Origin of the sequence: Flagellimonas zhangzhouensis, from assembly GCF_900102925.1 — a bacterium.
Classification (GTDB): Bacteria; Bacteroidota; Bacteroidia; order Flavobacteriales; family Flavobacteriaceae; genus Flagellimonas; species Flagellimonas zhangzhouensis.
The window spans coordinates 1-14,910 of record NZ_FNKI01000001.1 but is presented as its reverse complement, the minus strand read 5'-3'; the positions used below and the strand labels follow the sequence as shown (position 1 = coordinate 14,910).

9 protein-coding genes and 1 rRNA gene are annotated in these 14,910 nt (G+C 38.8%); 8 read left to right on the top strand and 2 right to left on the bottom strand.

The features are described 5' to 3' along the window. The first annotated feature begins 1 nt into the window (after window position 1). The 4 genes from BLQ18_RS00055 to BLQ18_RS00040 all read left to right on the top strand — a co-directional run bounded on the left by BLQ18_RS00055 (window position 2) and on the right by BLQ18_RS00040 (window position 4,225). Window positions 2-1,498 (top strand): serine hydrolase domain-containing protein, encoded by a 1,497-nt coding sequence (locus tag BLQ18_RS00055; RefSeq protein ID WP_090291440.1) that lies wholly within the window; start codon window positions 2-4, stop codon window positions 1,496-1,498. A 29-nt stretch (window positions 1,499-1,527) separates the two neighbouring features. Further along, window positions 1,528-1,977: a GNAT family N-acetyltransferase gene (locus tag BLQ18_RS00050; RefSeq protein ID WP_090291436.1), complete on the top strand. Its 450-nt coding sequence runs from the start codon at window positions 1,528-1,530 to the stop codon at window positions 1,975-1,977. Between the two features lie 25 nt (window positions 1,978-2,002). Beyond that, window positions 2,003-2,932 carry an alpha/beta hydrolase family protein gene (locus tag BLQ18_RS00045; RefSeq protein ID WP_090291434.1) on the top strand — a complete coding sequence of 310 codons (930 nt, stop codon included), beginning with the start codon at window positions 2,003-2,005 and terminating at the stop codon, window positions 2,930-2,932. Window positions 2,933-3,124: 192 nt separating this feature from the next. After that, on the top strand, window positions 3,125-4,225 hold the full coding sequence (locus BLQ18_RS00040; RefSeq protein ID WP_139150341.1) for a leucine-rich repeat domain-containing protein: 1,101 nt from the start codon (window positions 3,125-3,127) through the stop codon (window positions 4,223-4,225). A 13-nt stretch (window positions 4,226-4,238) separates the two neighbouring features. Here BLQ18_RS00040 and BLQ18_RS00035 read toward each other — a convergent pair whose 3' ends face one another. After that, window positions 4,239-6,695, bottom strand: a complete 2,457-nt coding sequence (locus tag BLQ18_RS00035; RefSeq protein WP_090291430.1) for a ribonuclease HII — start codon at window positions 6,693-6,695, stop codon at window positions 4,239-4,241. 29 nt (window positions 6,696-6,724) lie between these two features. Next, window positions 6,725-7,321 carry a ribonuclease HII gene (locus tag BLQ18_RS00030; RefSeq protein ID WP_090291428.1) on the bottom strand — a complete coding sequence of 199 codons (597 nt, stop codon included), beginning with the start codon at window positions 7,319-7,321 and terminating at the stop codon, window positions 6,725-6,727. A 232-nt stretch (window positions 7,322-7,553) separates the two neighbouring features. On the opposite strand from BLQ18_RS00030, the gene BLQ18_RS00020 reads away from it, so the two are divergent. The 4 genes from BLQ18_RS00020 to BLQ18_RS00005 all read left to right on the top strand — a co-directional run. Further along, window positions 7,554-10,640, top strand: coding sequence for a SusC/RagA family TonB-linked outer membrane protein (locus BLQ18_RS00020; protein WP_090291423.1), 3,087 nt, complete (start codon window positions 7,554-7,556; stop codon window positions 10,638-10,640). Between the two features lie 10 nt (window positions 10,641-10,650). After that, window positions 10,651-11,994 carry a RagB/SusD family nutrient uptake outer membrane protein gene (locus tag BLQ18_RS00015; RefSeq protein WP_175443688.1) on the top strand — a complete coding sequence of 448 codons (1,344 nt, stop codon included), beginning with the start codon at window positions 10,651-10,653 and terminating at the stop codon, window positions 11,992-11,994. 118 nt (window positions 11,995-12,112) lie between these two features. Then, window positions 12,113-14,167 carry a putative porin gene (locus tag BLQ18_RS00010; RefSeq protein ID WP_175443687.1) on the top strand — a complete coding sequence of 685 codons (2,055 nt, stop codon included), beginning with the start codon at window positions 12,113-12,115 and terminating at the stop codon, window positions 14,165-14,167. A gap of 304 nt (window positions 14,168-14,471) precedes the next feature. Continuing rightward, window positions 14,472-14,910, top strand: a 16S ribosomal RNA gene (locus BLQ18_RS00005); the annotation flags it as partial.

Here is a 14,910-nt window from a genome sequence, read left to right as displayed (position 1 = left end):
TATGAGCAAAGGAATATTAATCTCAATGTCTTTTTGCCTACTCTTTTTCGCCAGTGTTATGGCGCAGGATAATGCTGATCATGAATCTGTGAAAACTAGAATTGACACGTATGTGAGCAATAGTGTTAAAAATGGATATTCTGCGAGCATTTTAGTCGCAAAAGATGGCGAAATCATAGTATCTAAAGGATATGGTTGGGCCGATAGAAAAGGAAAGATTCCGAATAAATCACAAACGGTTTTCAATATAGGTTCTGTCACCAAACAATTTACCGCGGCGGCAATTCTTAAACTTATGGAGAACAATATGCTGAAAGTTTCCGATAAGCTCAGCCATTATTTTCCTCAGGTTCCTGCAGACAAACAAAATATAACCATACATCAATTATTGACACATACCTCGGGAATTTCCCCTCAAATGGGAGGGTTTCGATATCATGAAGCATCTAAGGAACAGTTTTTAAAAGAATGCTTTGCTGCTGAGTTAATGTACCTGCCAGGCAGTAAACATACTTACGCCAATGCCAACTATATTCTTTTGGCAGCTATAATTGAAAAGGTTTCTGGGCAGGATTATGAAACGTTTTTAAAGGAAACTTTTTGGAAACCATTGCATATGGACCACACAGGTTATAAAAGCATAAACTTCAATAGTGAACAACTTGCCCATGGCTATTATTTTCAATATACTGATGGTTTTTGGGAAGATTGGGGAACAACACAAGAATACCTGCCATACAATGACAATCATTGGTACAGCATTGGAAAGGGAGATGTTTATTCGACCGTTGAGGATCTTTACACTTGGCATTTGGCCTTGGAAAACAATCAGGTGTTAAAAGCAGAAACAAAACAGTTGATGGAAACTGCTCACGTTGCCGAAAACGAGGGCAACACCTCATTTTATGGATACGGTTGGGCCATATTTAATACTTCAAACAACACAAAGATTGTAACCCATAATGGTAGTAATGGAATTTTCTTTGCCGATTTTTTGAGGTACGCCAAGGATGATTTGGTAGTTATTGTTTTGTCAAATTCCATCTTAAATCAACAGTCAGAAAATATGGGTTGGGAAATTGCTTCGATGGTAAATGATGAAAATTATGAGCCTACGACGATTCCTAAAAATACTTATGAATTGGTCTTTGATTTTATGAATGTTAACATAGCAGGAAATGTTAATGAATTAAATCCATTTATGGAAGATAAAACTGGGATGCCAATAAGCGATAGAGCGATACTGAATAGAATCGGATTCAATCAAGTTTCCAAAAGTAAGGATGCAGATTGGGGAATCGCACTGCTACAACTCAATACAAGTCTGTTTCCTGATGATGGAAATCTTTGGGACTCCGTGGGAGAAGCATATTTTATACTAGGTGATACAGAGAATAGCATTGTGAGTTTTAACAAGGCCATTGCATTGGGGGCTGATAAAAACTGTTATTGGTGCAAAAACTCAGAAAAACGTTTAGAGGAATTGACTAAAAAATAACCTTTGTAATCAAATTGTAAGTAGATAAAATGACGCATAACATAGACATTGTTGCAACATCGGAATATCCAGAAGTTGTTGAAGTTTGGGAAGCTTCGGTAAGGGCTACGCATCACTTTTTAAAAGAAGAGGATATCCAATATTTTAAGCCTTTGATCTTGTACACTTATTTGGATGCCGTGGAGTTACGTTGTATTCGAAATAGCAAAAATGACATTGTGGGTTTTTTAGGCGTTGCAGAACAAAACTTAGAAATGTTGTTCATTCATCCCGATTACAGAGGGCAAAGGATAGGCAAAGCGTTATTGGACTATGCTATTGAGAATTTGCAGATCAACAAAGTTGATGTAAATGAACAAAACGAACAGGCAGTTGGGTTTTACAAACATTGTGGTTTCAAGATCGTGGGGCGTTCCGAAACCGATCCTACGGGGAAACCCTATCCCATTTTGCATATGGAGCTAATCAAGGCTATTTAGATTATAGCAAACAAAAAACGAACTAGTGAACAAATTTTTTAGAATAGTAAAAAAGGTAATTCTATATACAATTTCCATTCTTTTACTTCTTTCAGTTGTGGGGTACGTTTACCTCTATGTACTTCCAAAAGGGCCTGAAATCACAACAGTCAGTAAAATTAAAGCAGGAAAAGACTCTTTTGTTATCCACGCTTATAAACACAGTGAGAGAAAATCGATTAAGGTATGGACCTACAAACCTGAAAGTTGGAACGACAAAGACAAAATAGTTTTTGTTATGCACGGCGGCGGACGAAATGCAGATGACTATCTAAACGCTTGGATTGAATTGGCCAATAAGAATAACCTACTAATAATAGCACCTGAATTCGAGAATAAGTTTTCAAAATATACAACGAACGACTATCAAGAAGGGAATTTATTCACTTTTTTTGGTGCCGAAAATCCAAAAATTGAATGGGCATTTACAGTAGTTGAAAACATATTTGACTACATTAAATCAGTTAATACGATTACAAATGAGCAGTACAATATTTTTGGTCATTCTGCTGGTGGACAATTTGTGCATAGAATGGTAATGTTAATGCCCGAATCGAGAATTGGAACAGCTATCGCTGCCAATTCTGGCTTTTATACGCTTCCAAACGAGAACCTTGAATTTCCGTATGGCATTCAAAGTACAGCAACAGATTTGCAAAAATCCTACAAAAAAAGATTGATTGTCCTTTTAGGAGAATTGGATAATGACCCAAGTTTAGGGACTTTCAGGACAACGGATTTGGCCATGGAGCAAGGAGCACATCGATTGGAACGTGGAACAACTTTTTTTTATGTGAACATGCAATTGGCGACCAAAAATAATTGGAAGTTTAACTGGAAAGTAGACACCATAAAAAATGTTGGTCACGACTATAAAAAAATGTCTGAAAGTGCTATTGATTGGATAAAAAACTAAAGCTAACTATACTCGCATATAAATTTAATCAATAGATTCACTCCCATCCGTCAATTGATAAAGGGTATTGGTCAATTGGCAACTCATATATATTCATCATTTAGGCAATTTTATCCTGTTAAGTCTTTTTGGAATTTATTCGAATGATAAAAAGACTCTTTTAGATAATAGGCTAAAACCAAGTAAAATAAAATGATGAAAAAGATATCGATACTGTTCGCTCTAATGCTTTTAAGTGTTTATACGATGCATGCTCAAGAAGACCCAATCGATTTTAAAATTAATTCCTACTCCATAATTATCAATCATGCCACTTCTGAGGCCATAGAGGCAATCAATACTGCAGAAAAGAAAAATGACATAAATGTTGTGATAGGAAAAGTTGCTAGCCAGCAAGATTTTGATATCGTTTGCGAAAATTTTCCATGGATCAGAAAACTGGAAGTTTCAAGACATAATGAGCAAATTGCAAATATTGATGCGGTTTCAAATTTGGATTCGCTTACTACACTTATTTTCAATGCATTGAAATCGTCCGAAGAAACCCCATTGGATCTTGGGCCATTGGCCAAGTTGACCAAATTAACAGAAATTAATTTTTATGCAACCCGTGTGACTAATACAGAGGCTTTGAGTGGACATGATCAGTTGAAAAATGCAAGTTTTTATATGAGTGATGTGAATTCCATTTCGTTTTTGGAAACAACTCCAAATATTCAAAAGCTTTCTTTATATGGTTTTGGACATACGTTTGAAAATTATGAGCCAATAGCACATCTCAAAGACCTTAAGGAATTGAATATTTACATGAACAAACAAGCTACCGATGAAGCGTTGGAAGTTTTAAAAGGTTTGAACAAATTAGAAGTGGTCAGAATGTCCAATGACAAGGAAGTTACTTCGTTGGATTTTCTTGAAAACAATAAAAATATGCAAGAAGTACATGCCAATTGGTGTGATAGTTTAACCGATTTTTCTGCTTTGTCAAAAATGAAAAATTTAAGGGTGTTGGAAATTTCGGATACAGCAATTGAAAATTTGGATTTGCTCAATGGGTTGACCAATCTTGCTGATTTGGATATTTCCAGAACCAAGGTCGCCGATATTTCTCAATTAAAAAACTGTTCGAATTTAGGTGCAATAAATATTTCCCAAACAGAAATTGAAGATATTTCTCCATTGTTTGATTGTGAACAGTTATGGAAAGTTGAACTAAGTTCCAAGGTGCCCAACAAGCAGATTGAAAAGTTAAAAGAACTCAGGCCTAAAATTAGGATTAAGGTTAGGGATTAGTTCTAAATCCATTTTAATTCATCTTATACACAATCAACGAATTCTCTTGATCCTTGGCAACCAATTCCAATTTTCGGTCGTTGTCCATATCTGTTAGATCAATTAAAGAGCTTCCGTACACTGGAAAACCAGCAAGAGGTTCTGCTTGACTATCAAAAAGATAGATTTGCTGGTTCTGTATATCCGTCACCGACACATAGATTTTATCGTAGATGTAAAATATTTTGGGTTTGGAGTAAACGCCTAAATCCAGTTCAACCTTTTTACCGCGAATGCTCAACACATTATCATCCATAAACACTAAAGTGTTGCTGGTGGCGTACATACCGTGATCTTTATTCAAGTTAAAATTGGTGGCGGTCAGTTTGCCGTTGGTATCAACTTGATGCAGCACCCCAGTTTTGTTGGTTACCGAAATCTTGTTTTTATATAGGAAAACCTCGTTGGTGGAAAAATCGATTTTCTCGGCCACTTTTATGCGATCACTACCTACACGGTGGAGAATTTTAAGGGTTTCGTCCTCCAATTTAAATACGAGATAATCCTTACTTCCCACCCTAAAGTGTTTTGGAGCACCTAAAATATTGCTCGAAGCTTCCTTAAAGGTAAAGCCGTTCACAATCTTCCCTTGGTTGTTATACATAAATACTTTTCGACCTTGGGTGATTACAAAGCGATAGTTTTTGCTGCCGTCATAATCAAAAATGGCCAAAGGGTTCAAGTTGCCACCTTCAAATTCCATTTTAAATGGAGGCACATCATCTCCATTGCGATCCACGATCATAAATTGATTGTCGGTACAAAATGCCAATTGCAATCTTCCATTTTTATAAATGTCTACCTGTTGCATATCCCCTTGAATCTTTCCTTCGAGCTGTTTGGTCCAAAGTACTTTTCCATCCGTGGAAATCAGATACAGCACATTGTTGCGGTCCTGCACCACGATTTCCTGTAGGTTGGTCCTATGATTTTTCATGAATTGGGGTTGGGTGGCTAAATCGGTATCCAATTCCAAAGTAAATAAAGGGGTAACAGTATTGGTCTCTTGCGTTTTACCGATTTTGGATGCCATCACATTAAAATGGGCAAAACCATTGTCCATTACCATTTGGGAGGCAAATGCGTATTCTTTTAAATCGGTATTGCTTAGGTCTTCAAAAACTTCGGATGTCAATTCCTGTTCGGCAAAATGGTTGATTCCTGAATCATCGGCTATAAATAATACACTGGATTCCGTGGCTAAAGTGTTCATCGCTGTCTTGTACACTGCTCCATTGCTCATGGATGAGGTGCTTTTATGATTGCTGATCAAAGTCTGCAAAGTTTCCTTGTCCTCAGTAAAAACAAAACTGTTTTCTAAAATGGTACAAAAATTCGATTCAAAATCAGAAACTAAGGGAGTAAAAGCTTCGGTAATGAAATTCTTTTCTTGAAGCGACATGATTTCACTTCCCTGATAATTTTCGGACCCCACTTTTTGACTATCCAGATAGTCAAAAAGACCTTGGGGGCCATAGGAATGTAATAATACAGCTTTGCTGCTGTTCATATACACCATACCCACTTCTTCAATGGTGTTGAAAAGGGAATCCACAGCTTTGACCCTGTCGAGATACACATTTTGGTTTTTGGCAAAAACCTGATAGTCATCAAATGTATAGGACAAAATAGCTTCGGCATTGAGCGGCGCCAAATTTGGAGTTTTGTTTACCAATGCATTGGTACCTTTAAAAAGGTTGATGAAATTTTTAGTGGAATCGTTTGCCATAGCCACACCACTAAGATTGATGTCATCCGAATTCGCAGTAAAATCCAACGAAACCCAAGAGGAAAATGATTTGCTCTCTGAATTTGATCCTTCTTTTAAGGATAGGAGGGAAGTGTTCCCTTCCATATTCATAAAAAAGGTGGCCGATTTATCTGGAGAATTGGTTTGGTACACTTTGGATAAAATAGGGTCTGTCGGATTTTTGGTTTTGGTGCGTACCAAATTTTCCATCAGCATTTGAGAAGAGCTCATTAAAAGGTTTTGCCCTTCTACCACGCTATAAACTTCTTTGTCGTCCAAAACATATTTTGAGATTGAGGCATTTTCATAGGTCAAGGACTCCACCGATTTATTGCTGATGCTATCCACATTAAATAGACCGGGCTTGTTCGGTGTCACCAAAATAAAATCATAGGTGTCCTTCCCAACTTCATAAAAACCTAAAAGACATTTGGTATCCGTAGAAAGTGGATTTAATCCCTCCAACTTTCCAGATATATCTTGGATATTGGAAAAATCCTCAAGCTTTTTTAAAACCGAGTTGTTTTTAAGTTCACTCTTAAAATTGGTGAGGTTGTTTACCTTAATTATAAGGGCTGGGTTGGGAGGTAGGTGGTCCAGTAGGGAATCTTTGGTCGTTACCTCTTTTGCGCAGGATGCTAAAAAAATGGCGGTCAAACAAAAAAGTACCTTAAATCTCATGCATGAAGTTTCAAACAAAGTTAGAACTTTTAAATATCCAACGATAATTGTTCTGGAAGTTGTCTGAAGCTTTTTCTATGATATTTGGTAAGTCCGTACGCTTTTATCGCCTCTCTATGTTCTTTGGTAGGGTATCCTTTGTTCTTTTTCCAGTTGTACATGGGAAACTCTTCATGAATTTGTGCCATATACGCATCGCGGTAGGTTTTGGCTAAAACAGAAGCTGCGGCAATGCTCATGTATTTTCCATCTCCTTTAATAATGCACTCATGGTCTATGTTGGGGTAGGGTTTAAACCGATTGCCATCCACCAATATAAAACTAGGGGCCTGTTGCAGTTGGTCCAATGCGCGATGCATGGCCAAAAAGGAGGCGTTGAGAATATTTATTTCATCTATCTCGTCTTGAAACACATGTTGGACGGCAAAGGATACTGCTTCTTCTTCCAATATTGGGCGTAAAAGTTCGCGCTTTACTTCGGATAACTGTTTGGAATCGTTGAGAATGGAATTTTTAAAGCTTTCTGGCAAAATAATGGCTGCAGCGGTGACGGGTCCGGCAAGGCATCCTCGACCCGCTTCGTCGGTTCCAGCTTCAGAAAAAGAGCGATAACATGATTTTAACATGAGGGCTAAAACTTTAACACCTGCTTGTCTGGACTTGCTTTTTAGGTTAAATAAATGTGAAATAAATTCCTACAAATCAGGTAATCAGATGATTGACACTTTATTGATTGTTAAAAATAATAAAACAAAATGGAAGATTGTCTCATCCCCCATGGTTGCTGGCCTGTTAAAATTTTTGCAACTCCTCTTTTTATCAAGATTTTTGGCGACGCTAATTCAAAATAAGTAGTAAATGAGAACTAAATTCATGTACGTGCTCATGCCATTTTTGGTATTGTGCATGTCCTTCTCTTTTGGACAAGAGAAAACAATTTCAGGTAATGTAACCGATGCGACCGGTTTGCCATTGCCTGGTGTTTCTGTATTGGTAGTTGGTACTACCGACGGAACACAAACTGATTTTGATGGTAATTATACCATCACTGCCGCCACTGGCCAAGTATTGCGCTTTAGCTATATCGGTCAAAAAACGGTAGAAAGAACCATAGGCGCTTCCAGTACAATCAATGTACAAATGGAAGATGATACCCAAGCCTTGGAAGAGGTTGTGGTAACAGGTTATGGTACTACTTCTAAAAAGAAAGTAACTACTTCTATCTCTCAAGTGAGCTCAGAAGATGTTCAAAAAGTTTCCACTGCTAATATTTCCGGTGCTTTACAAGGTAATGCAACCGGTATTCAAGTAAGCCAAGCGTCTGGTGCTCCAGGTGGTGAGGTAAGATTGAGAATTAGGGGTGCGACTTCCATCAACGGTTCCAACAACCCATTGTACATTGTAGATGGTGTTCAGGTGGAAACAGGTACTACCGTTTCTAACTCGTTTGGTGGTCAGCAGAACAGTGCACTTTCCAGTATTAACCCTAACGACATCGAGTCTATCGAAATCTTGAAAGATGCCGCTTCTGCAGCAATCTACGGATCTAGAGGTTCTAACGGTGTTGTGATCATTACCACTAAAAAAGGTAAAGCTGGTAAGCCAACAATTTCTGTTGGTTCTTACGTAGGTATCCAAAATCCTGTAAACAAGTACGATGTTACCAACTACGGTGAGTGGTTGAGATATGGTGATGCATACTACGCTAACTCTGGAAGATACCCTAACGGTACTTGGTCAACTGCTGTTGACGGTAGTGATGATTTTACAGGATATACTCAAGACGAGTTGGATGCCTTTTATGATTCAGTTGCCGACCAAGGTGATGACTACATGGATGCCATCTACAAGGACAACGCAATTGTTCGTGGTTTGGACGTGAGCATTTCTGGTGGATCTGACAAAACCAAATACTACATTGCTGGTAACTCTTACAAGCAAGAAGGTGTAATCTTGGGTCAGGATTACTTAAGAGAAAGCTTTAGAATGAACTTGAGCCAAGAGTTCACTGACAAATTCAGATTTATCGGTGGTTTTTCTGTTACTGATGAAAAACAAACCTTGGTAAACGGTGACAACAATATCTATGGTGTGTTGTCTACTGCTATCTTGGAATCCCCAGGTAACAGCATTTACAATGAAGATGGAACTTTTGATAGTTCTTCTTGGTTGTTCTCTAACCCAGTACAAAACGCCTTGGCTAACGAAGCTACAGGTGATACTTTTAGAGTATTGGTAAATGCGGAGCTTCAATACGATCTTTTCGATTGGTTGACATTTAGCTCTAAGTGGGGTCTAGACAACTTGGACTTCTACCAAAAAACATACTTGCCTTCAACTTCTACAAGAGGTGCTGGATCAAACGGTTTGGCTGAAGACAGACAGCGTGTGATCAGAAGATTGATGACCACTCAAGGTTTATTGATTGACAAAAGCTTTGATGATTTCACAGTTGGTGGTTTCTTAGGATTTGAGTACAACGGACGTCAGTCTCGTTCTACAGTTGCAGAAAGAACAGGATTTGCCTCTCCATTGTTGAAAAACGTATCTCAAGGTGCTACAGTAACCAATGCAGCAGGATCTTTCGCAGAAGATAACTTGGTGTCTTTCATTGGTAGAGCATCTTTTAGCTACCAAAACAAATATTTATTGGAAGCTTCTTTAAGAGCTGATGGTTCTTCAAAATTTGGACCTAACAATAAATACGGTTATTTCCCATCTGTTTCTGCGGGTTATATCCTTTCAGAAGAAGATTGGTTTAAAAACGACGTACTTACTTTCTTAAAAGTTAGAGGTTCTTACGGTGTAACTGGTAACGACACAGGTATTGGTGCATACGACGCTCTAGCTGGTGTAGGTGCAGTAAGTTATGCTGGTGTTGTTGGTACAGGTATCACAACTATTGGTAACCCAGATGTAAAATGGGAAGAAACTACTCAGCTAAACTTCGGTGCAAGCTTCGGTTTGTGGAACGATAGAATTACTGTTGAGTACGATTACTTTAACAAGGATACCGATGACTTGTTGTTGAACGTTCCACTTCCAGGTAACTCTGGTTTTGGTGTAGGTATCGATGGTGCTTCCGCTGGTATTATCAGCAATGTAGGTTCCATGACAAACAAAGGTCACGAAGTTGGAATTACTGCCAATATCTTTAGAGATGGTGAGTTCAACTGGACTTCTACTGTAGGTTTCAGTACATTGGATAACGAGGTTACTTCTTTGGATGGTAACTCTCCATTTAGCACAGGTTTTGTTAGCCGTATCGAAGAAGGTGCTCCTCTTGGTGCTTTCTATACTTTAGTTGCTGACGGTCTTTACCAATCTGATGATGAAGTTCCTGCTAACCTTGCTGCTAATGGTGTAGGTGCTGGTGATGTTAGATACGTGGATCAAAACGGTGACGGTATTATCAACGATGATGACTACGTAATCGGAGGTAACCCTTGGGCAGATTACACTGCGCACTGGAAAAACACTTTGTCTTTCAAAGGATTCGATTTGGATTTCCTATGGGCAATGTCTCAAGGTAACGATGTATTCAACAGTACATTGCAATTTTCTGGTTCTTCAACCAACCCTAACTATGGTAAGTTCACAAGTCAATTGGATTACTGGACTCCAGAAAACACTGACGCTAGTCTTCCAAGACCTAACGTTGACACCGCTTCTCACAACAACTTGGATTCTACAAGATTTGTAGAGGATGGTTCTTGGATCAAATTGAGAAACGTAACCTTGGGTTATACTTTGCCAAGAGACCTTCTAGGTTTTGATATGGTAAGATTCTATGTGTCTGGTGACAACTTGTTGTTGTTCACAGATTACTCTGGAATCGACCCAGAAGTTAACTATAGTGGAGCTTCTGCAGTAACATCAGGTACTGATTTCTTGACACAGGGAGCTAACAAAGTGTGGAAATTTGGTGTGAATGTTTCATTCTAAAAAAAAAATGATGAAAAAAATAATATACAGTTTAACATTGTCTTTGCTTGTGTTCGCCACAGGTTGTGAAGACTCATTACTAGATCTATCGAACCCAGGTCAGTTGGGTACAGCTGACTTTATCGTAGATGATACTACAGCGGATCAGGCCGTAGTTGGTATTTATAGTGCATTCCAAAACACCAATATCGGTGGTGCGGTGCCAATCCAGGTAACTGGACTTTATGCTGATGAATTGACCCACACAGGATCATTCCCTACGTACACAGAATACAACGTAAACAACATTAGTGCTACAGGTAATACCAACAACACTAATATCTGGGGAAGCTTCTATGCAGGTATCTTTAGAGCCAATTCTGTAATTGCAGCTTTGGATGCCCTTGTGGAAGGTGAAGTTTCTGATGCTGTTAAATCTGCTTCTATTGCAGAAGCAAGAGCACTTAGAGCTTATTTCTACTTTTACTTAGTGCAGACTTACGGAGGTGTTCCAGTTCCAGAAGGATTGGTAACTCAAGAAGGTTCTGCTGCTGGAAATGTAGCTAGATCATCTGAAAGCGAAGTTTATGCTTACATTCAAGCTGATATCGATGCGGCATTGGGTAGCCTTAATGACAATGGTCTTTACAGATTCTCAAACGATGCTGCACGTGTGCTAAAAGCAAAAGTACACATGGCTTTGGGAGAGTATGCTGCTGCCCAAACTACTTTGGAGCCATTGATTGGAAGCTATTCTTTGGTAGACGATTATGCTGATTTGTTCGTGCCTGGCACAAACTCGGAGGCAATATTTAAATTGAACTATTCTACTGACGATAGTAACGCATTGGCATTCTACTTTTATCCATCTGCAGAAGGTGGTAGAAGGGAAACTGCGCCAACTGCTTCCTTGGTTGAAAGTTTTGAAGCTGGCGATGCTCGTTTGGGTCTTATTAGAGATCCAGAAGATGGGACTGCCAGAATCTTGACCAAATACAGCGATGTTGCTACAGGTACAGATCAACCTAATATTTACAGATATGCTGATGTATTGTTAATGTATGCTGAATTATTGGCACGTAACAACGATGCTGCTGCTTCTGACTATATCAACGAGGTAAGATCTAGAGCCAATGTAGGTGATGTAGCTTTAACTTCTGGAAACTTTGTTGACTTGATTGGTCAAGAAAGACTTTTGGAACTTTACGGTGAAGGTCACAGATGGTTCGACGTAAAAAGATTGGGCTTGGCTCAAGAAGTTATCGAATCTAAAGGAATTAGCTATAACGATAACAGATTGTTGTGGCCTATCCCACAGACAGAAATCAATGCAAACGAATCTATTACTCAGGCAGATCAGAATCCTGGTTACTAGAAATAACATTGTTTTTCAAAAAGGAAAGTCCCGCAATTAGCGGGACTTTTTTTGTGCCCTATTTTTTCACATTTCTTTAGAAACAAAACTTTTACCTTTGCCCAACCAATATAGTGGAATGAGATTTTTAACGTTTGCCCTTATCTTTTTTTCGGCTCAGGCCATTTTTGCCCAGCAAGACTCAATACCCCCGCCAAAAGAAAAGGATACCTTAATAGTGGTCTCTGGAGATTCCTTGGCCATTAAACCAGTAGATTCCAAAAAGATGGATTCTTTAAGGGCGGATAAGAGTGCACGAAAAGGAAGGGCGCTGCTCAAAACAAAGGATACCGTATCAATAACCATTGCAGATTATAAAATCATCGATTATAATAGAGCTGCTACCAGTGTAGACACTACCCTTACTATATTTAAGGATTATAAGTACAATTATTTAAGGAAGGATGATTTTGAATTGATGCCATTCGCAAATATGGGTCAGCCTTATAACGAATTGGGTAAAAACTTAAAGACTACACCTTATTATCCTGCCTTGGGAGCTTCAGCGCGTAATTATGGCTATTACGAAAAAGAAGATATAAAATATTATCATGTGCCAACTCCGATGACAGAGCTCATGTTTAAGACTTCAATGGAGCAAGGTCAGTTTCTGGATGCGCTATTGACGTTTAATTTGTCAAGGTCTTTTAATGCCTCAATAGCCTATACTGGTTTTAGATCACTAGGAAAGTATAGGTATGAGGAAGCTCAAGATGAAAAGTTTCGGATAACCTTTAATTATTTATCTCCTAATGAGCGCTATGGTCTACGTGGACATATAGCGTCTCAGAAACTTAGTTCCGAGGAGAGTGGGGGATTATTGGATAGAAGTCAGTTTGAAGACGGACTGGATGATTTTGCCGATAGGGCCAAAATAGATTTACTCTTTGAAAATGCCAACAATCGCATTTTAGGGAAGCGTTACTTCTTTGATCAGCAATTCAAACTGGTCAATCATAAAAAGGATGATGAAGATAAAGAACCAACAACCTTGACCATAGGTCACGAGTTTAGTTACGAATCAAAGCTGTACGACTTTGAACAATCAACCCTCAATAGCGCCTTTGGCGAAGATCCTTTTGTAACTCCCATCGAAGATCGGGCCCGATTAAAGACCATGTTCAACAAAGGCAGTGTGGAGTTTTCCAATAAAACCTTGGGGCGTCTATCAGGGAATGTTAACCTATATAATTACAATTACTTCTTCAATAGCCTTTTAATTACAGAAGAAGAAACCATACAAAACCAATTAAAAGGGGAGGAGATTTCCGCAGGAGGTAGCTATAAAAATAGTTTTGGCCCATTGTCCTTGGAAGGAAATGTGAACTATACGGTGTCAGGAGAACTTACAGGGAATAATTTTGATGCACTGGGCAAATTCCAATTGACCCCTAAACATTTCATATTTGGAGGATTGCACGCCTCCTCAAGAATGCCCGATTTTAATTATTTGTTGTTTCAAAGCGATTACAGGAATTTCAATTGGCAGAATACGGATAATTTCGATAAGGTTCAGACCAAGAGTATCGAATTTGGTTTCGATTCCAAAATCTTTGGTCTATTGCAGGCAGAGTTGAACTCCGTGGAAAATTACACTTATTTTGCTTCTACTATAACAGAGGAAGATATAGTGAATGGGGCATCAGAAACAGCTTTTGTGAAACCATTTCAAGAAACCAATACCATAAATTATATAAAGGTCAAATATCAGAAAGAGTTAAAATGGCGTAAATGGGCCTTGATGAACACAATAATGTATCAAGAAGTAGATCAAGACAGTCAAGTGCTCAACCTGCCACAATTGGTAACGAGAAACACCTTGTATTTTTCTAGTGATGTTTTTGATAAGGCCATGTTCATTCAAACAGGGGTAACCTTTAAATATTTTACCTCTTATAACATGAATGCCTATCATCCATTGTTAGGTGAATTCTATATTCAAAACAACGAAGAGTTCGGAGCATATCCTTTAATGGATGTTTTTATAAATGCCAAGGTGAGACAAACTAGAATTTATTTCAAATTGGAACACCTGAATTCCATTTTTTCAGAGCCTAATTATTACTCCGCACCCAATTACCCATACCGTGATTTTGTGATCAGATTTGGGTTGGTTTGGAATTTCTTTTCATAATTTTTTTGAGAAGCAGATTTAGTGATTACTGAAAAACAAGCACTTATAAATTAATTGATTTTTTTTCGAAAAAAATATCCAAAAACATTTTGTGGAAAGAAAATAACGTGCGTATATTTGCACCCGCTTAGCTGATAAGGCAGGGCGTTAACGAAAGGAAAACAGGAGTAAAATCTTGGTTATTTTGAGTTAAAAAAACAAAGAAGTTCATATACATATTGTAACGACAGCGTAAAGAGAATTAAGAACCATTTTGATGCGGGGACTCTGAGGTTTCCGGATGTCGGAAGACATTCAAGGAAATACAATGAAGAGTTTGATCCTGGCTCAGGATGAACGCTAGCGGCAGGCCTAACACATGCAAGTCGAGGGGCAGCGGGGAAAAGCTTGCTTTTCCGCCGGCGACCGGCGCACGGGTGCGGAACGCGTATGGAACCTGCCCCTGTCAGGGGAATAGCCCAGGGAAACTTGGATTAATGCCCCATGGTATCGTTATATCGCATGATGTGACGATTAAAGATTTATCGGACAGGGATGGCCATGCGTACCATTAGTTAGATGGTGAGGTAACGGCTCACCATGGCAGCGATGGTTAGGGGCCCTGAGAGGGGGATCCCCCACACTGGTACTGAGACACGGACCAGACTCCTACGGGAGGCAGCAGTGAGGAATATTGGACAATGGTCGGGAGACTGATCCAGCCATGCCGCGTGCAGGATGACTGCCCTATGGGTTGTAAACTG